Below are 18319 nucleotides of genomic sequence, written 5' to 3' on the forward strand. Positions count from 1 at the left end.
TAAATCAAGCATTTATAGTAATGAATGTGAATCAGTTTAACTGAATTTCAGCTCTTCTAGACGAAAGTCTCCAGATGAGGTTTCAGGACCCTTTCAATTCTACTTGAAGAAATTTCCCCGTATAACTATCCTTATGTGCCGCTACCTTCTCCGGTGTACCATGGACCAAAATAGTTCCACCCAAATTGCCTCCTTCCGGCCCTAAATCCACAATATAATCTGCCACCTTGATGACATCCAGATTGTGCTCGATGATCAAGACCGTATTGCCTTTCTCGACGAGTTTTTGAAGCACATTCATCAGCAACTCGATATCCTGAAAGTGCAATCCTGTCGTCGGCTCATCCAGAATGTAAAAGGTGTTACCTGTATCTTTTTTCGAAAGCTCCGTGGCCAGTTTGACACGCTGTGCCTCTCCACCTGACAGCGTTGTGGCATGCTGACCTAAGGTAATGTAGCCAAGACCCACGTCATTTAAGGTTTTGATTTTCCGAAGGATTTTGGGCTGATTTTCAAAAAAATCAACCGCCTGCTCTACGGTCATTTCCAGCACATCCGAGATAGATTTTCCTTTAAACCGTATCTCAAGCGTCTCTCGGTTGTACCGCTTTCCTTTGCAGGTCTCGCATGGAATATGCACATCGGGAAGAAAATCCATTTCGATCAGTTTCATTCCAGCTCCTTCGCAATCTTCACAGCGCCCGCCTTTCACATTAAAGGAAAACCTTCCGGGCTTGTAGCCTCTGATTTTGGACTCAGGCAACTCGGTAAAGAGCGTGCGAATATCAGAAAATACGCCCGTATAAGTGGCAGGATTTGATCTCGGAGTTCGCCCGATTGGAGACTGATCCACTTCAATGACTTTGTCCAGATGCTCCAATCCACTAAAGGATTTGTATGGCATGGGTTCTTTTTTGGATTTATAAAAATGCTGCCGCAAAATTGGATAAAGCGTCTCGTGAATCAGCGTGCTTTTCCCACTACCCGAAACCCCGGTAATCAAGGTCAGCGTTCCGAGCGGAATGGTCAAATCCACATTCTTCAGATTATTCCCACTTGCTCCTTTCAAGACCAGTGCCTCGCCTTTTCCTTTTCGCCTCTTTTTTGGAATCGGCAAACCCAATTTTCCTTTGAGGTAATCCGCCGTCACACCGCCTTGTTGGAGGATTTCACTGGGTGAACCTGAGGCCACGATATGTCCACCATGCCTTCCAGCACCCGGCCCCATATCCAGCACAAAATCCGACTCCATCATCATATCCTTGTCATGCTCCACCACCAATACCGAATTTCCCAAATCCCGCAAACTCTGCAGGGCTTTGATTAGCTTGACATTGTCCCGCTGATGTAATCCGATGCTGGGTTCATCCAGAATATACAATACTCCGACCAGCTGGGTACCGATTTGAGTAGCCAGTCTTATCCGCTGGGCTTCTCCTCCAGAAAGGGTTCGAATCGGCCGATTCAGCGTCAGATAGTCCAATCCAATATCCAGTAAAAAACCAATCCGCTTTCGGATCTCTTTCAGGACCTCCTGAGCAATGATATTTTGCTTTTCAGAAAGCCTGTTTTCCAATCCCTCAAACCATCGGCCTAGACTCGTGATATCCATCATAGCCAATTGCCCGATATGGGTATCATCCAGCTTAAAATGAAGCGCCTCTTTTTTTAAGCGATATCCCTCACAGTCCGGGCAAGTCCGGGTGATGGTAAATTCCGAGACCCAGTCTTGGATTTTCTCCGAACTCCCTTCCTGGTATTTCTGTAGAAAATTGACAATCCCTTCAAACGTCGTATTCCACTTCGTTCCCGGATATTTAACCGAATCCACCGCTACCTCCACTTTGTCTCCGTAAAGCAAAACCTCCACCACATGCTCAGGGAGCTTTTTGATCGGGGTGCTCATACTACATTTGTAATGCTTAAGAATAGCCTCGATTTTCTTAAAAATCCAGATATCCCGGTATTCTCCGAGTGGAGCTATTCCTCCACGGGTAATACTCAGGTTTGGATCAGGGATGATGCTCTCTCGGGTAATCTCCTCTGTCACTCCCAAACCATTACAAGTCGGACATGCTCCATAGGGACTATTAAATGAAAAGATATTGGGTGCGGGTTCTTCGTAGGAAAGTCCAGTTTCGGGATCCATCAGATATTTGGAAAAGTGATGGATCTGACCCTCTTCATCCCGAAGCATCATGACTCCTTTCCCATGCTGCAGTGCAGATTTTAGTGACTGAGTAATCCGAAATCGATCCGACTCATCGGCGACTATCCGATCAATGACAATCTCAATATCGTGGATTTTATATCGGTCCACCTGCATTTTGGGCAGGATATCCATGACCACTCCATCGACCCGGATCTTGGAAAATCCCATTTTCCGGATTTGTTCAAAAAGCTCCCGGTAGTGCCCTTTTCTTCCTTTGACTACTGGTGCGAGGATGTAAAGTTTTTTCCCAGAAAATTTAGAAAACAACTGCTCAATAATCTGATCCTCGGTTTGTCGGATCATTTTGACGCCAGTCTCGTACGAAAATGCCTCTCCTGCGCGTGCAAAAAGCAAACGCATAAAGTCGTAAATCTCCGTCACGGTACCGACTGTGGATCGTGGATTTTTCGAGGTGGTTTTTTGCTCGATGGCGATGACCGGTGATAATCCGTTGATCTTATCGACATCCGGCCGCTCCAATCCTCCCAAAAATGAGCGGGCATATGCCGAAAAACTTTCCAAATACCTTCGCTGCCCCTCCGCATAGATGGTATCAAAAGCCAGTGAACTTTTACCACTTCCGCTCAGCCCGGTCACGACCACCAGCCTTTCGCGGGGGATTTTGACGTCTATGTTTTTCAAATTGTGCTCTCGTGCACCAAAAATCTCGATGTATTCTTCCTGCGAAGCAGTGACTTGGCTCATAAACTTGGGGGCAAATTGAAAGTGCAAAGGTAAGAAATAATTGATGGATGTGGCTTCTACCCGCAAAGAGACTAACTCATTCCCACTCACTTTGGTTTACAGCTATCTCTTCTATGGAAGAAAGCAAAAAAAGCAATTCCAAGCTTATTTTTCTAAGATCAATACAGACTTTCAGGCTCTTTCATAAACAAGTAAAAACAAAATTTTAATCTGAAAAGATAGAGTTTCAAAGCTCAAAAAAAATATCATAGAAATATTTTAATCAAAAACTGCTAAAAACAAGGATTTAAGTTTACAACTTACATTTTATATAAAAGGTGACAAAAGTCACTTTTTCAAGCAATTTTGATCACACTTTGGTCAGCAAGCGCCATCTACCTTTGAGTCATCAAAGAAGTAAAAAAACCAACCCTTTAATCTTATGAAAAGGTTCAAAAAAATAACAACACTCGTTTTTGCTATCCTGCTTTCTGCGGGAGCATCTTTTGCACAGCAATCCTATAGCCTCAGTGGTCCGGTAGAAATGAAAGTCTCCGGGACTTCGACCATCCACGATTGGGATATGGTCGCTGAGAATGGTGTGAGCGGTCAAGGACAAATGACCCTAGAAAATGGCAAGCTTTCGAAAATCAATTCCCTATCCATCACCATGAATGTGGAGAGTCTGAAAAGCGGAAAATCTGCCATGGACAAAAATGCCTACGCCGCCTTGAATGCGGACAAGCATCCCAAAATCACCTTTCAGCTCACCGAGGTAATCAGCATCTCCGCTGCAGAGGTAAAAGCCAAAGGCAAAATGACGATCGCTGGAAATTCGCAAACTGTAACGCTCACCGCTACCTATCAAATCAGCGGAAACCAAATCAAATTCAACGGAAAGCATGATATCACTTTCAGTCAGTTTTCGCTCGAAGCACCCACTGCGGTCTTTGGCACCATCAAAACTGGCGATGAGTTGACGCTCAGCTTCCAAACTACATTTTCCCAAAAAAATTGACCCATTAAATTCTAATCGCTATGAAAAAGCAATCCAACTGGCTCAAAGCAGGTGCATTTGTACTCGCAGCCATGACTTCAACAGTAGCTTTTGCTCAAGAAAATGAAACTGAGCTTCAGTACTTCCGAGCAAATGACAAAAAAGGACTCAACGTATTCGAAACTCCAAAAGAGGAGGAGAAGAAATTTGATAAAGTCCGGGTATTTGTTGGCGGTGACTTCGCCCTTCAATTCCAGTCCATCAGCCACTCCAATGCATTGAACAACCTGGTCGATCTGGGCTCCAATGTCAATCTACCCACTGCCAACTTGAACATCAACACGCAGCTGGCCGATGGAGTCCGATTACACTTGAGAACTTACCTTTCTTCTAAGCACCATAACGAAGCCTGGGTAAAAGGTGGACACATGCAAATCGACAAATTGGATTTCATTCGTCCCGGTTTCTTGGAAGGATTAATGAGTAAAACTACCATCACTGTAGGTTTGGACGAATTCAACTACGGCGATGCGCACTTCCGACGATCTGACAATGCCCGGGTGATTTTCAACCCTTTCATTGGAAACTACATCATGGACTCTTTCTCCACTGAGGCTTTTGGTGAGGTGACTGTTCAGGACAATGGATTTATCGGAGTGGTCGGTTTATCCAATGGTAAATTAAACCAATCCGTAATCGTCAATGACAACTCTGATAATAAGGTCTCTTTCTACGGAAAACTGGGTTTTGACAAGCAATTGAGCGAAGACTTCCGATTCCGATTGACCGGATCTTGGTACATCAACAAAGGAACAACTACCGGTACTTGGTTATTCGGTGGGGACCGTGCTGGATCTCGATACTACAATGTGATGCAAACCTTAGAAGGAAATGCCAATGACTTCGAAGGCCGGTTCAACCCTCGATTCCAGCAGATGTCTGCGATCCAGTTTAACCCCTTCATCAAGTACAAAGGCTTGGAGTTCTTCGGGATCTATGAGATCGTGAGCAACTCAGAAGAATTGGGCAATGGACAGTTTACTCAAGTAGCAGCAGAAGCGCTCTATCGATTCGGAACTACTGAGCAGTTTTACATCGGCGGACGTGTCAACTCAGTCAATGGAAATGCCAACGAATCTGCAGCAGATGTACAAATCAACCGTACCAATATCGGCGGCGGATGGTTTATGACAAACAATGTCCTAGTGAAACTAGAATACGTCAATCAACAGTTCAAATCAGGTTTTGCTGCTGACAACAAATACAACGGCGGCGAATTCAAAGGCGTAAGCCTCGAGGCTGCTATCAGCTTCTAAGCAAAAGCGGAAAAATTAAACTAAATTAAAGGCTGGCCCATAAAGGCTGGCCTTTTCTAAACTCCCTCAACATGAAAACGCTTACCATTATCTGGATAGGATTGGCAGTGATTCTCTTGGGAACCATACCTGCCTCTAAAAAAGAAAGCCAATGGCTGGTCTCCGATAAGAGTATAGTGGAGATTTTAGGAAAAACCAACATCAATAGCTTTGAGTGCCAATCGATCAACTATAGGGGAAATGATATCCTGACCGAAGTCCTTTTTCCTGAAAAAAATCATGCGGTTTGGTCTGGCGAAATTGTCCTTATTTCAGAAAATTTCGATTGCTTTAACCGCATCATGACCAAGGATTTTCATCAGACCGTCCAGTCAGATGAACATCCCGAAATACGTGTTCGCTTTTTGGATTTGATTCGAAAAAATCCCAATACCCCTCAAGAAAGTCTTAACGGGAATGTGGAAATAACCCTGGCTGGTGTCTGCCGACGTTTTCCGATTTCCTGCGATTTGAAATTTGAGAAAAATGGCAAAACCAGACTCATCGGATCTCAAACGGTGACCTTCAGCGATTTTCAGATTGACCCTCCTGTAAAGTTTCTCGGCACAGTCAAGGTCCAAAATGAAATCAGCGTCCGATTTGGACTGGTGCTGGAGGAGATTTAACTCAAACCGTCAACTCGATCCAATTCCCCTCCGGATCTTCGATTACACTTTCATAATAGCCATCTCCTGTCCATCTAGGCTGACCCAATACAGAAATCCCGGACTGCTCAAAATTAGCTGTCATGCGATCCACCTCTTGTGTAGAGCCTAAACTAAGCGCAAAATGTGCCAAGCCCATTTTTTCTCCACGCTCGCCAAAAACCACCGGTATATCATTTCGATGCATTAATTCAATCCTGGGCCCGTCCGTTTGACTCAAAAAGTAGGAGGAAAAACCTTTGGCTTTATTCTGATATTTTTCTCCGGCCTCAAATCCAAAATGAGTACAATAAAATTCCTTCATCGATTCCAGATTTTTTACCCATAGCGCAATATGTTCGATTTTCATAGTTTTTCGTTATCGTAGTTTCCCAATAGGAATTACTTTCCAATTTTGATCAAAGTAGGGCGTACGCTCATAAAACCATCGATAGATACTCCTCGGAGAATTTACCCAGTCGGGGTTTGCGGCTTTAGCCTGCTCAAATTCCGCCCTCAACGCTGCATCCTCTTTCAACAGCTGCTGAATCATCGGCTCCATGATGTAGGTTTCCATGTATTCGGTTTGGGAAAGAATCGACATAAAATACCCCCATTGGAAAAAACTATCCACTGACTCAGCTTCCAAAAAAATACTCGCTAATTCACCCAAATTCTGATCCACGGGGATTTTGACTGAGCCTGGCGCCAACTTTACTCGCCGAGTGATCTGCTTGGTTTCAAATGACTGGAAGCGGATTTTGCCTTCGAGGGGGTTCGGCGAAAGTTGGTATTCGGTCAAAAAGTCAAATTCCAGTTCGAGTTCAGTGGAAGTTTCGAGCGTTTCCATTTTTAATCCATGCTGTCGGAGTTTTTTGATCACCACAGTCCATTCTGCTGGGACAAAATAAGCTTCCGGTGTACTCACTTCTTGGACAGGTCTATCCATTAACAGGCTAGGAACCTGCTGGATGATGGGTTCTCCTTTCCACTGAATAAATTCTCTGCCCGTGATGTCGGATTTAACTTTTTCAGAAGCTATTCCCAAAAATTCCATCGTATCGGCAGGGCTTTCCCGAAAGCCAAATTTGACAATCAGTTCGTCTTTAGGTTGATTTTGGTCTGCTGCTACTGCATCCCGAATTTCTTGATAATGCTCACCGATCGTTTTGATCGCTTGCTCCAAAAAGACATAGGTGCCCAAAACCCGCTGCCGAAAGGGCTTGAGGGAATGATTTTCGATCAAAATCGAGGGTAAATGACGCGCATCACCATAGGTGTGGGAAAATCGTGGACTAAATGAAAATGCCACATTCCCTTCGGAAAAATCCTGTCCGTTGGCCGCAAAAAGCAAAGGACCTGGAATATGTCCCCAATCACTCAAAGCCTGATCGACTTCGGGTTGGATTTTGTCCGACAAAAAAGCACTGATTGCCGGGGAATATCCACCCGTTTTGACATAACCGTAGGTAATATCGTATTGATAATCTGCGCCGTCCGTTACATGAACATCCACATACAAATCAGGATCATAGGCATTGATCACCTCGACTACAGCTCGGACTCCAGCAGTTTCCAGTTTAGTAAAATCCCGGTTCAAGTTCAAGTTCTGAGCATTGCTCCTCCAGCCCATTTCACGGGGTCCACGCTGATTGACGCGACCGTATTCGCTTCTGCGCTCGTGCCCGTCCACGTTGAGTATCGGGATAAAAAGCAGGGTAGCCTGATCCAAAAGATGTTTTTTTTCTCCGTGTAAAATATCCCTGAAAAGCATCATTCCGGCATCCTTTCCGTCAATCTCTCCCGCATGAATCCCTCCGTGAAAAAGCAAAACGGCCTTATCCTGCTCCCGGATTTTAGCTGGGTCAAAGTTGGAATCATCGCTGGCAATCAACATCCAAATATCACGTCCCTGTTCACTTTTACCCAAAGATTTCATTTCCACAAGGGGAGAAGAATCAGTGAGTTTACGTAACCAATTGACCGTTTCCTCATAATCCGGCGAGGTAGTCAAATCATCCAGTTCTGATGGCGTCACCCAAGGATGATTTTCAGCTACTTGGAGGCTTTCAGACTTTCCCGACCAGTCGATCAATGGCGGCATAAAGTCTTGCGCAATGGTCTGAAAACTATAAAAAGCGAAACAGAGAAGGAGTATTTTTTTCATAAACAGGAATTTGTGTCTCAAAATAAAGGCTCAAATCGGAATTACCGTCTTGAGCCTTCGATTCTGTGATCAGTGGAATTTATTTGGGATCATACATCAGCTGATAATACTCATCGGCCATGCGATTACTTTCAAAAAACCCATTCACTTCTTTCATCCCTTTATAGAGAATCTTGCGCCAATTCTCAGGATGGTCGTAGTAAGTTGGAAGGATGTCATTTTCGAGAATTTCGAATAGCTTATTCATATCATACTCATCCGTATCCTGAATACTCATGGAGGCATAGTTAGCCGGGGGAACGATAAAACTATTTTTACCATGATCAGCAAACTCACAGATCCATCCATCATAGGTAGAGAAATTGACCGATCCATTCATGGATGCAGTCATCCCGGAGGTACCGGAGGCTTCCCGAGGCACACGGGGATTATTAAGCCATATATCCGATGCCTGCTTGAGGCGCTTACTCAGCGTCAGCTCGTAGCCCACACAGACGGCGACGTTTGGATAGTTTTTGCTCAGGTGTACCAACTGATTGAAAACCGAGATCGCTCCATAGTCCATCGGATACGGCTTTCCTGCCCAGATGATCTGAATCGGGTACTTGGTATTTCTCATCAGGGCATCGAATCGACGTAAATCCCTTGTAATCAATTCCGCACGTTTATAGGCGGCGAATCTCCTAGCCCAAACAATGGTCAGGACATCGGGATCGAGTAGTTTGCCTGTTTGATCTGCAACTAACTCAAAGGCACGCTTTTTCAGATGTCGCTTTCGATCCAAAAAGCCAGAATCATCCTCATTCTCCATAAATCGGTACAGCTGCTTGTCCGCCCAATACTTGAAATTTTGGGAATTGGTGATGTGAGTGATTTCGGGAATATTTGGATGGTTTTTCCACATTTCGCGACTGACCTCTCCATGAAGTTTACTGACTCCGTTGGCTTTTCGTGCAAAACGGAGTGCGGCTAGGCTATGGTTAAAAATATCCCCTTGTATCCCCGTGAGTTTTTTGACTTCCTCCAAGGGAACCCCATTGAAAAAGCTCATTTTATTCAACAAGTGAAAATCATGCTTTTCATTTCCAGCTTCCTCCGGTGTATGTGTCGTGAATACCAAGCGCTCCTTCACTGCTTCTTTGCTGCCGAATTTTTGGATCAGATGAAATACGGCACTGACACCATGGGCTTCATTGAGATGATAGACGTCAGGGTTAAAATTGAGGATATCCAGCAGTTTGGCCCCGCCCAGTCCCAAAAGCATACATTGGGCGATTTTGGCAGCGGTGTCTGCATCGTAAAGTTTATGGGAAATCGTCTGGCTGAGGTAGTCGTTTTCGGGTAGGTCAGTACTTAATAAAAACAAAGGAGCCGACTGAAACGTCTCGGGTGCTAAATACCAAGCCTTAACCCAAACGGGATTATCGTGTACAATGATTTGAAATTTGATTCCGGTATCTTTCAGGAAGCTGTAGGTTTTTTCATACCATTCAGGCTTCAGAGTTTGGTCCTGATTTCGCGTTTGATCATAATAGCCGTATTTCCAAAGAATCCCGATTCCGATCAGGTTTTGCTTGAGTTCATAAGCACTTCGCAAGTGCGACCCGGAGAGGAAACCCAAACCACCGGAGTAGATTTTCAGGGGTTGATGAATGGCGAATTCCATAGAGAAATAAGCCACTTTTTTGGAATAGTTGGAGGATACCTCATACGGCATATTAAATTGTTGAAAATCGGTCATAAGGTTGGTGTGTAAGTAGGAGAAGAAAATAATGATCCAGAATCAACCAAAGCTTATTTTGAATCCGTTTTTTCTTTTAAAAGCTCATATTTTTTCTGCTTGGTCTTCCATCGCTCCAGAGCATACTTTTGCATGTCTTCGATTTGGTCTTTTTCATCAAGGATCTCAAATCCAAGCAAAGTTTCAATGATATCCTCTAGCGTGGCGATTCCATCCATTCCGCCATATTTGTCGACAACAATAGAAATGTGCTCCTTTTTCTGAATCATCAAATCCCAAGCACTGAGTAAGGTGGTGGACTCTTGGAAAGTCAAAATGTCCCGCTTGATATCTTTGAGTTTAAGGTCAAATTGATCCTCAGCGAGTTTTTCAAAAACCAACTCACGAAAGACATAGCCGGTAATGTTATCGCGGTTTCCCTGATAAACCGGAATTCGGGAAAAGTGCAAGAATTCCTTGTTCTTTAAAAACTCCTGAAGCTCCATTTCCTCATTGGCCAAAACCACCACGATTCGGGGAGTCATGATCTCAGAGATTTTATAGCTTTTAAGTTTGATCAGGTTTTGAATGATTTTATTTTCTTTTTCGGCAAAAATTCCCTCTTCGGTCCCTATACTAGCCAAAACAGATATTTCGTCCCGACTGGTGGTGAGTTCTTGCTTGTCTCTAGATAAGGCTTTGGTCAGGACAGAAGAAATTACCACCAAGGGATAAGTAATAAAAATAGTGGCGGAGATGAATTTGCTGGTAATTCCGATCAATTCCTTGGAGTAATTTGCTCCGAGAGTTTTTGGGATAATTTCAGTCAACACTAAAATCAAAAGCGTCAATACCGCAGAGACAATTCCAAAATAAGCTTCTCCGAATACAATAGTGGCTTGAGCACCTACTCCGGCTGCACCTACGGTATGAGCTACCGTATTTAAAGAAAGTATCGCAGACAAAGGCCGATCAATGTCTTTTTTCAATTCGATCATGGTGATCGCACCCGATACCCCTTTCGCTGCTTGGGCCCGCAGAAAGGAAATCGGAGAGGAAAGTAATACCGCCTCCATAAATGAGCATAAAAAAGAGGTGATTAAGGCGGTGAATAGATAAACTAATAATAAGGCCATGCTGAATTGAATAGGTTTTTGTTTTGCAATTTAACCAAATATGGACTAATCGCTTTTTTAAAAGAGAAATAATTGAATTTACCTATGGAGCAAAAAAAACCCCTCAATACGATATTGAGAGGTTTTTACCAGGGTTTAATCGGTTATTTCAAGGCCGCCAAGTAGCGTCTGTTTGCTTCATCCCAATTGACCACATTCCAGAAAGCAGCAATATAATCCGGTCTTCTGTTTTGATAGTTCAAATAATAGGCATGTTCCCATACATCCAAACCGATGATCGGGGTCCCCTTGATCTCTGCTACATCCATCAATGTATTGTCCTGATTCGGGGTAGAAACTACCTCTAAATTACCCGCGGCAGTGATAATTAACCAAGCCCAGCCCGAGCCGAAGCGAGTAGCCGCTGCCTTGTTGAAGGTCTCTTTGAAATTATCAAAATTGGTAAATTTATCATTGATCGCATTTGCGAGCTCCGCAACTGGTTGGCCACCGCCCATAGGCGAAAGAATAGACCAAAACAGGCTATGATTAAAATGTCCGCCTCCGTTGTTCCTCACGGCAACATTGGAGCCAGCCACAGTCATCAGCTCTTCAAGGGATTTGTTTTCCATGTCCGTTCCGGCAATGGCATTATTCAGGTTGGTGACGTAAGCATTATGGTGCTTTCCGTGATGGATTTCCATCGTACGGGCATCAATATGCGGTTCGAGTGCATTGGGAGCGTAGGGTAATGGTGGGAGTTCAAAAGCCATTTTGTTTTAAAATTTATAGTTAAACATGAATTAAAATTGAGTCATCATTATGGTTGGAAAACCACTGAATGGTTAAAAAGGTTCTTTAAACTCCAAATTCCGGCTAATTTCTGAGTTTTTTGAAAAAATCATGGAGTAAGCTAGCCGACTCATTAGCCAATATCCCTCCCTCTACGGTAGTTTTTGGATGTAAAATCGTCTCCTTGAAGCGTTGATATCCTCTTTTGGGATCGGTGGCTCCAAAATAGAGCTGGGTGATTTGTGACCAAAAAAGTGCCCCGCCACACATCAGGCAGGGTTCCAATGTCACATATAAACTACAATCAATCAAATATTTGCTTCCCAGGTAATTAGCCGCCGAAGTGATGGCGATCATTTCGGCATGCGCAGTGACATCGTTGAGTTTTTCGGTTTGATTGTAGGCTTTTGCGATAATTCTATTTTTGCAGACCACTACCGCTCCCACCGGTATCTCTCCTTCCTCAAAGGCAATTTTTGCCTGTTTGAGTGCTTCATTCATGAAATATTCCTTGGAATAAAGCTCCATTACCGGAAGTAATCCAGGATTTCGTTTCGTACTCCTTCGTTAATGATAATCGCTAAAATCAATGAAACGACCAATCCGATAAATGCTTTGCTGATATCTTTTCTGGCCAACGTAAATGCCCGGTAGCGCCAAGCATGCTTTTTCTTAGCTTTCCCATGCTTTCCGATCGCAATGGCTAACTCTCTACCGCCCAGCAATCCGATAAATACCCAAGTGGTACTCATAGGGACTGCACTGTAGATTTTGAAATAGAAAAGGATAATGGCATAGACAAAATCCACAATGGTAGCTGCACGAACGTCAGTTACACTGGTTTTTTCATTTACAATTTCCTGGATTTTGTCTCCTTTCATGTAAAACAAAAAGCCCAAACCGATGAAGACAAATCCTGCGTAAACCGAAAACTCCCAAACATCCAACTGTCTGGGAAGGAAAACCGCAATATTGGCTGCATCCTGCATAATCCATACCGACCAAAGCAATCCCGAAGTGATCCACTGCAAAACAATCCAATAGGGTTTCGCCTCCCCTTTCAGATAATTTTTAACAAAACGCTCCAGTACAAACCAAACCACAATCGCAATCACGAAAGCCAACAGGTAGCCGGAGAAGCTTTTGAACATGACATCTACAATCGTCCCTGCTTTGTAGGTAAACACGTTTAATAAAAGAAATGTCGTGGAAACCGGCATCCGCATTCTCGTCATGATCAACAAGACAATCGGAGCTGCCAACTGGAGGAATACAAAACTGGTCGGCGCTTGTTCTAATCCAGGAACACTCAATCTTTCGTAACTGACATCTCCATTAAAAACGATCCAGCTATAGGTAACCGTCCCAATAAAAATTAAACCCATAAACAACCACAACCAGTACCACTTCTGATTTTGATTGGAAGCGATAAAGGTCCCGATGGTCTGAATACTGTCATTGGCTATGGCAGAATAAGCAGCCAATGCAAATCCAAACCACATCGCCGCATAGGTATAAGGAGTGATAACTGCGGCGATAGAAACCAGCACGCAGATCATGATCAAAAATGTTTTTTCTTTCTTGGTAAAATCAAACAGGGCATAAGCGGTTTTTGAGAGCTTCTCCTGATTGATATTTTGGTCAATATTTTTCCTAGCCATGATAGGTGTTTATGGGCACGGCGGCAAAATTAAAGAAGTTATTTCGCAAGCCATATTAAGAAATTGTTAACTCCGAGTAAATCATTCGCTTTAAGCTGTTTTGAAACTTGTATTTCGTAAAAAAATTTCAACTTTTGCCCAATAATTGGATAAAAATTTGGAAAGTGACTTAATTTCAACTTGTCATCACCCAATTATCCCTCACCTAAACCAACTCACCGCAGCCAATCATATGGAAAGCTGGGAACCAGAAATTAAAAAGCGAAACCAAACTAAAAGCTATTTAGTAATGGTGGGCGCTTTGCTGCTGTTTATTCTTTCCATTGATATGTTGGTGGTCTCGATGGGGAATCTTAATGATACCGTATTCAGAGAGCTCCTAGTCGCTACCCGAAATCCCTTTGTCAGTCTTTTTATCGGTTTATTGATGACTGCCCTAATCCAAAGCAGTTCTACGGTCACTTCCAGTATCGTGGCTGTGGTGGCATCAGGGTCGATGAGTTTGGATCAGGCAGTACCCATGATTATGGGTGCTAATATTGGCACAACACTGACGAGTACTTTGGTTTCTTTTTCTTTTATTATGAAAAAGAAAGAATTCAAGCGAGCGTTATCGGCGGGAATAGTCCATGACTTATTCAATATTTTCACCGTTTTACTCTTACTTCCACTTGAGCTTTATTTTGGATTACTATCCCAGTCAGCATCTTTTCTAGCAGGCTTTTTTGTTTCTGACTATCCTTCCAAAAGTCCATTGTTTAACAATGTCGTTTTTACCCGACCTTTGACCGAATGGCTGAATAGCATTATTGGTATTCCATTTTTGACAGCAATTATTGCCGTATTTATGGTTTTTGCTTCCATCAAAATACTGGCTACTTCGGTTTACAAAACCTTTGTATTAGACAGCTTTCGGGATATTAATAAAATAGTTTTTAAAAAAACGGGAATGGCACTACTCTATGGGGTGTTCTTCACCGCTGCTGTACAATCAAGTACCGTGACTACCTCACTCGTGGTCCCTCTAGTGGCCAATCGAAAAGTCTCACTCAAAAAGGTATTCCCATTTATCGTAGGAGCCAATATAGGAACGACAATTACCGCAGGAATCGCCGCTATCTATAAAAACGAGGCGGCAATTGCCTTGGCCATAGTCCACTTTCTTTTCAATGTCATCGGTGCGCTAGTCATTCTTTCGTTTCCTTCTGTCCGTATTTTGCCTGTGCAACTCGCCCTGTATATGGGCAAAAAATCTGTCCAATCTCGATTTTTGGGATTCGCCTATATTCTCCTGACTTTCTTTATTATTCCGTTTTTACTGATTTATTTCAGCACAGATTAATCTTTAGCCGCTCTCCAGGCTTCCATCAGGGATTTGGCAGAACTGGTTCCGATCCGGTCTGCACCAGCTTTGATAAGCTCAAGGGCAAAATCCAGCGACTTGATCCCTCCACTTGCTTTGATTCCAACCTGAGAGGATAAGGTTTCCCTCATCAGGGAGATATCCTCAACTTTGGCCCCACTGGGGGCATATCCTGTGGAGGTTTTCACAAAATCCACTCCCGAATCCTGACAAATCAGACAGGCTTCCCGGATTTGCTCCGGACTGAGATAGGCCGTTTCGATGATGACTTTGATAATCCGATCCTCCTCATGACAAATTTTTCCGATTTGAGCGATTTCTATTTTAGGCCAGTTCATCCCAGAATGATAGGCCGTCTGTGACCAAACCAAATCCAATTCGTCCGCTCCGTTTTTAATTGCCTCCCGGGTCTCAAAGGCCTTGGTGGCAGTATCTTGGTAGCCAAAAGGAAAACCAATCACGGTAACCACCTGAATCTCCTCGTCTGCTAAATCGCGTTTGACTTTTTTGACCCAAAAAGGAGGAATACAAATTCCCACAAACTGCTCATCAATCGCATCCTGGACCAACTGATCGACTTCTTCCCCCGCCATGGTCGGTTTTAGCAGGGTAGATTCTAGGTATCTGTTTAATTTATTCATGAGGATAAACAAAATCTTTTAAGTGCATAAACTCTAAGGTTAAATCTCCATCTCGTGCCACCGTAGCCCGCTCCAAAATCGTCGGATTTTTTTCCAACAAGGCTGGAATTACCCAATGTGACAATTGCTCGCCAAAATCCTTGCTAGCCTCACGCGGAAGTTCACAGGGCAAATTGTCTATCGCCATCACCGATATACTGGTTTGCTTTCCAAAGGCAGCGATTTCCTGCCCAGTCTCCCGATCGACATCATAAACCGGCGAGGTAATCGTCGAAGCACGGCGGGTGGTCGGAACAGAGCCATGGATATCGCAAGTGATATCGGCAATGACCGAAATCGAAAAATCCTCATCGTTGATTTCCTGAAGCTCAAATAAGCGAGGAGCCGCCGGATCCCAATAAGCAGCCGCAATCAATAGCTCTCCTTCCTCGGCAAATTTAGCAAAGTGACTTTCGTATCGCTCTGGATAGTGATAAAACTCCTCCTTATCAAATCCACCATCTGTTTTTCGCCTATTATAATCCGCAGAGTGCAAGTTGACAAAAACCGGCTCATCAAAATACAAATGGAGAAATTCCTCTTTGTTGACTTCCCGGATTTTCAGCGATTCCAATATTTCCCGTGCTCCTTTGCCTACTCTTCCTGCCCCAGTCAGAATAATTTTGATTGGGGGAATCTGGACTTTTTCCAATTCTTTCCGCATCTCCACCAAATCAAAGCAATCTTTTGCCCGCTTGAGATGAAATAGATCAGTCTTGTATCCATAGGTCCAAAAGGCATTATAGGCTCCCACGATTCCCGCCCATCGTCCAAAGGCGACTACGCGATTTCCATTTTCATCCTTGAGTACTTCATAGTCTATCAGTCGGATGTTTTTTTCCAATATCGCCTGAAGCAGTGCCCGATTATACTTTTGGCGCTTGATCGTGTGGGAGAAAAAGAAATAGGTTTTATCAGACTTCAACTGATCGATAGGAACTTCCTTTACCCCAAAAAAAACATCACAGCCGGAAATGTCATCCAAAACTTCAATCCCTTTCTGTCGGTATTCCTCATCTGAATATGCCCGAGTTGGGCTAGACTCTACAAAAAAATGGAAAGCTCCCTCATATTTTTTTGCCAATAATGAGATTTGTTCGGGTGTAAAAGGACTTCGCCTATCCGGCGGATTTTTTCCTTCACGAATAATTCCGATTTTCATAAAAATATACGGGTTTACAGAGTAATCAAGATCAATGGACTACATGTTATTAGCCGGCAGCTGGTTGGTTTTTTATTTCCTTCACAGCTTCTTAGCCAGCTCCAAGTTAAAAAGAATTCTTAAGGAGAAATTAGCTTCGGGCTATAAATGGTATAGACTTTTTTACTCGGCAATTTCTTTGGTCCTATTTCTGGGAATTCTCATTCAATCTGTTTTGATCCAGCCACAACGAATTTTTGAAGAAAGTAATCTGCTTGTGTATTTAGGTTATATGCTGGCAACTTTTGGGACGATTTTATCAGTAAAAAGCAGCAAAGCCTGGTCCCTAAAGAAATTTCTGGGTATAAACCCTGATTCGGAAGAGACTGAAATACTCATTAAAAGCGGGCTCTACGGTAAAATAAGGCATCCATTGTATGCCGCTTTGCTGATGATCTTTATGGGTTATTTATTAGTTGCTGGGACAGCCACTGCTTTGGTGCATTTGGCTTGCTTGCTCATTTACCTTCCTTTTGGGATTTATTTTGAGGAAAAAAATCTCATTGAAAAATTTGGTGATTCGTACAAAACTTATCAGAAAGAAGTGCCTCCTCTAATTCCAAGATGGAGTAGATAAAAAAAAGGGCCGAAGCCCTTTAAATTAATCTATTCCTAAGAAATCTACATCGAATCGAAGTATGGAATTAGGGGGAATGACATCCCGGTCTGCATCCCGATAAGCATAGGGGGAGGGAATAATCAGCACGGCTTTGGATCCCGGTCTCAGGCGCTGAAATGCAATCTCCCAGCCTTGAATGACTCTACCCTGACCAATACTGAATTCGATAGGTACGTAATCTCTATTTTCATCAAACAAATCGTTTTCCCTAGCCACATCCTCAAGACTCGTATCAAAAACTGTCCCATCAGAAATCAAGGATCCCGTGTAATCTGAGTAAACTACAGATCCTACCATTGGTCGGGTACCTTCTCCTTCCTCCTGAACGATGATGATGATTCCGCTTTCGTGGTGGATTCGATAGATACTGTCAATCTCTGCACTGGCCAAATACTCGTCAATAATGACCCGATCTCTTTCGAGGTTTTCCTCGATGTCATAGGTAGGCCCATTATTAAAGGGATTGGTGGGCTCGCAAGCCGAAATCACCACAGCCATAAGGATAGAAAAGACAGAAAAATAGTGTTTAGTACGATTCATTAATTATTCGATTTTTTGACATCAAGAAGTTCAATCCCGAAGATAATTGGAGAATTAGGTGGAATCGGTACAGGTCCACCTTGACTACCTGCAGAACCATAGCCATAAATGGAGGGGAAAATCACGGTAACACTATCCCCTTCTTCCATGAGACTGACGGCTGATTCAAAGCCCTCAATCAACTGAAGCTGCTGAGACAACCTGTAGCGAAGGGGACCATATTCTCGATTTGCGTCATATACGTCATTATCCCGAGCAATTTGCTCAACCGAGGAATCAAATACTCTATTACTCAATAATTTCCCCACATAATCTACAGACAGGGTATCCCCGATAGCAGGTTTAACCTCACTTTCTGACACCTTATGCCAAAACATATAAACTCCTGAGAATTCATCGATAAACTCCTTTTCACCTTCGAGTGGATTTTCGGCCAGATACTCTTCGATAGCTTCTTTGTCTTTGATCAATATGGCCTCCACAGTGGACTCATTATCGATACAAGAAGTTAGGCCAATTCCTGCTAGCAAAAGCAGAACCAGTGAAAAACGAGTTAATTTTAGCATATG

17 protein-coding genes are annotated in these 18319 nt (G+C 43.3%); 5 read left to right on the top strand and 12 right to left on the bottom strand.

What is annotated here, in order from left to right:
- Positions 1-82: 82 nt before the first annotated feature.
- Positions 83-2917, bottom strand: a complete 2835-nt coding sequence (gene uvrA / locus BM043_RS03870) for an excinuclease ABC subunit UvrA (protein WP_092789016.1) — start codon at positions 2915-2917, stop codon at positions 83-85.
- Positions 2918-3338: 421 nt separating this feature from the next.
- On the opposite strand from uvrA, the gene BM043_RS03875 reads away from it, so the two are divergent.
- From BM043_RS03875 to BM043_RS03885, 3 genes are all read left to right on the top strand, one after another.
- On the top strand, positions 3339-3914 hold the full coding sequence (locus BM043_RS03875) for a YceI family protein (RefSeq protein ID WP_092789018.1): 576 nt from the start codon (positions 3339-3341) through the stop codon (positions 3912-3914).
- 20 nt (positions 3915-3934) lie between these two features.
- A complete protein-coding gene (locus BM043_RS03880; protein WP_092789020.1) occupies positions 3935-5209 on the top strand; it encodes a hypothetical protein in 1275 nt (424 codons plus the stop codon).
- 71 nt (positions 5210-5280) lie between these two features.
- Positions 5281-5874 carry a YceI family protein gene (locus tag BM043_RS03885; RefSeq protein WP_092789022.1) on the top strand — a complete coding sequence of 198 codons (594 nt, stop codon included), beginning with the start codon at positions 5281-5283 and terminating at the stop codon, positions 5872-5874.
- Position 5875: 1 nt separating this feature from the next.
- Here the strand turns inward: BM043_RS03885 and BM043_RS03890 are convergent, their stop codons facing one another.
- From BM043_RS03890 to BM043_RS03920, 7 genes are all read right to left on the bottom strand, one after another.
- A complete protein-coding gene (locus tag BM043_RS03890) occupies positions 5876-6262 on the bottom strand; it encodes a VOC family protein (protein ID WP_092789024.1) in 387 nt (128 codons plus the stop codon).
- Between the two features lie 9 nt (positions 6263-6271).
- Positions 6272-8059 (bottom strand): M14 family metallopeptidase, encoded by a 1788-nt coding sequence (locus tag BM043_RS03895; protein ID WP_092789026.1) that lies wholly within the window; start codon positions 8057-8059, stop codon positions 6272-6274.
- Positions 8060-8138: 79 nt separating this feature from the next.
- Entirely contained in the window at positions 8139-9800 is a 1662-nt protein-coding gene (glgP, locus tag BM043_RS03900) for an alpha-glucan family phosphorylase (protein ID WP_092789028.1), read from the bottom strand.
- Positions 9801-9853: 53 nt separating this feature from the next.
- The gene (locus tag BM043_RS03905) at positions 9854-10915 is read right to left on the bottom strand and encodes a CNNM domain-containing protein (RefSeq protein WP_092789030.1); all 1062 of its coding nucleotides are present in this window, start codon (positions 10913-10915) and stop codon (positions 9854-9856) included.
- A 143-nt stretch (positions 10916-11058) separates the two neighbouring features.
- A complete protein-coding gene (locus tag BM043_RS03910; protein WP_092789032.1) occupies positions 11059-11667 on the bottom strand; it encodes a superoxide dismutase in 609 nt (202 codons plus the stop codon).
- 103 nt (positions 11668-11770) lie between these two features.
- Positions 11771-12214, bottom strand: coding sequence for a nucleoside deaminase (locus tag BM043_RS03915; protein WP_092789033.1), 444 nt, complete (start codon positions 12212-12214; stop codon positions 11771-11773).
- Positions 12214-13347, bottom strand: a complete 1134-nt coding sequence (locus BM043_RS03920; protein WP_092789035.1) for a hypothetical protein — start codon at positions 13345-13347, stop codon at positions 12214-12216. Before BM043_RS03920 ends, BM043_RS03915 begins: the two co-directional genes overlap by 1 nt.
- A gap of 232 nt (positions 13348-13579) precedes the next feature.
- Here BM043_RS03920 and BM043_RS03925 point away from each other — a divergent pair, with 232 nt between their 5' ends.
- Positions 13580-14689 (top strand): Na/Pi symporter, encoded by a 1110-nt coding sequence (locus tag BM043_RS03925; RefSeq protein ID WP_092789367.1) that lies wholly within the window; start codon positions 13580-13582, stop codon positions 14687-14689.
- Here BM043_RS03925 and deoC read toward each other — a convergent pair.
- Both deoC and BM043_RS03935 read right to left on the bottom strand, forming a co-directional pair.
- On the bottom strand, positions 14686-15351 hold the full coding sequence (deoC, locus tag BM043_RS03930; RefSeq protein WP_092789037.1) for a deoxyribose-phosphate aldolase: 666 nt from the start codon (positions 15349-15351) through the stop codon (positions 14686-14688). The genes BM043_RS03925 and deoC overlap by 4 nt on opposite strands.
- Positions 15344-16552, bottom strand: coding sequence for an NAD(P)-dependent oxidoreductase (locus BM043_RS03935; RefSeq protein WP_092789039.1), 1209 nt, complete (start codon positions 16550-16552; stop codon positions 15344-15346). Before BM043_RS03935 ends, deoC begins: the two co-directional genes overlap by 8 nt.
- A gap of 34 nt (positions 16553-16586) precedes the next feature.
- Here BM043_RS03935 and BM043_RS03940 point away from each other — a divergent pair, with 34 nt between their 5' ends.
- A complete protein-coding gene (locus tag BM043_RS03940) occupies positions 16587-17168 on the top strand; it encodes a methyltransferase family protein (protein WP_092789041.1) in 582 nt (193 codons plus the stop codon).
- A gap of 24 nt (positions 17169-17192) precedes the next feature.
- On the opposite strand, the gene BM043_RS03945 is transcribed toward BM043_RS03940, so the two are convergent.
- Together BM043_RS03945 and BM043_RS03950 are read right to left on the bottom strand one after the other, a co-directional pair.
- On the bottom strand, positions 17193-17750 hold the full coding sequence (locus BM043_RS03945; protein WP_092789043.1) for an FKBP-type peptidyl-prolyl cis-trans isomerase: 558 nt from the start codon (positions 17748-17750) through the stop codon (positions 17193-17195).
- Positions 17750-18316, bottom strand: a complete 567-nt coding sequence (locus BM043_RS03950; RefSeq protein WP_092789045.1) for an FKBP-type peptidyl-prolyl cis-trans isomerase — start codon at positions 18314-18316, stop codon at positions 17750-17752. Before BM043_RS03950 ends, BM043_RS03945 begins: the two co-directional genes overlap by 1 nt.
- Positions 18317-18319: the final 3 nt, after the last annotated feature.

This window comes from Algoriphagus hitonicola, assembly GCF_900113375.1.
GTDB lineage: Bacteria > Bacteroidota > Bacteroidia > Cytophagales > Cyclobacteriaceae > Algoriphagus > Algoriphagus hitonicola.

What these genes read in the sequence shown, in the direction of transcription:
- uvrA (WP_092789016.1), bottom strand. Translation starts at nt 2,917, where the DNA reads ATGAGCCAAGTCACTGCTTCGCAGGAAGAATACATCGAGATTTTTGGT.
- BM043_RS03875 (WP_092789018.1), top strand. Translation starts at nt 3,339, where the DNA reads ATGAAAAGGTTCAAAAAAATAACAACACTCGTTTTTGCTATCCTGCTT.
- BM043_RS03880 (WP_092789020.1), top strand. Translation starts at nt 3,935, where the DNA reads ATGAAAAAGCAATCCAACTGGCTCAAAGCAGGTGCATTTGTACTCGCA.
- BM043_RS03885 (WP_092789022.1), top strand. Translation starts at nt 5,281, where the DNA reads ATGAAAACGCTTACCATTATCTGGATAGGATTGGCAGTGATTCTCTTG.
- BM043_RS03890 (WP_092789024.1), bottom strand. Translation starts at nt 6,262, where the DNA reads ATGAAAATCGAACATATTGCGCTATGGGTAAAAAATCTGGAATCGATG.
- BM043_RS03895 (WP_092789026.1), bottom strand. Translation starts at nt 8,059, where the DNA reads ATGAAAAAAATACTCCTTCTCTGTTTCGCTTTTTATAGTTTTCAGACC.
- glgP (WP_092789028.1), bottom strand. Translation starts at nt 9,800, where the DNA reads ATGACCGATTTTCAACAATTTAATATGCCGTATGAGGTATCCTCCAAC.
- BM043_RS03905 (WP_092789030.1), bottom strand. Translation starts at nt 10,915, where the DNA reads ATGGCCTTATTATTAGTTTATCTATTCACCGCCTTAATCACCTCTTTT.
- BM043_RS03910 (WP_092789032.1), bottom strand. Translation starts at nt 11,667, where the DNA reads ATGGCTTTTGAACTCCCACCATTACCCTACGCTCCCAATGCACTCGAA.
- BM043_RS03915 (WP_092789033.1), bottom strand. Translation starts at nt 12,214, where the DNA reads ATGGAGCTTTATTCCAAGGAATATTTCATGAATGAAGCACTCAAACAG.
- BM043_RS03920 (WP_092789035.1), bottom strand. Translation starts at nt 13,347, where the DNA reads ATGGCTAGGAAAAATATTGACCAAAATATCAATCAGGAGAAGCTCTCA.
- BM043_RS03925 (WP_092789367.1), top strand. Translation starts at nt 13,580, where the DNA reads ATGGAAAGCTGGGAACCAGAAATTAAAAAGCGAAACCAAACTAAAAGC.
- deoC (WP_092789037.1), bottom strand. Translation starts at nt 15,351, where the DNA reads ATGAATAAATTAAACAGATACCTAGAATCTACCCTGCTAAAACCGACC.
- BM043_RS03935 (WP_092789039.1), bottom strand. Translation starts at nt 16,552, where the DNA reads ATGAAAATCGGAATTATTCGTGAAGGAAAAAATCCGCCGGATAGGCGA.
- BM043_RS03940 (WP_092789041.1), top strand. Translation starts at nt 16,587, where the DNA reads ATGGACTACATGTTATTAGCCGGCAGCTGGTTGGTTTTTTATTTCCTT.
- BM043_RS03945 (WP_092789043.1), bottom strand. Translation starts at nt 17,750, where the DNA reads ATGAATCGTACTAAACACTATTTTTCTGTCTTTTCTATCCTTATGGCT.
- BM043_RS03950 (WP_092789045.1), bottom strand. Translation starts at nt 18,316, where the DNA reads ATGCTAAAATTAACTCGTTTTTCACTGGTTCTGCTTTTGCTAGCAGGA.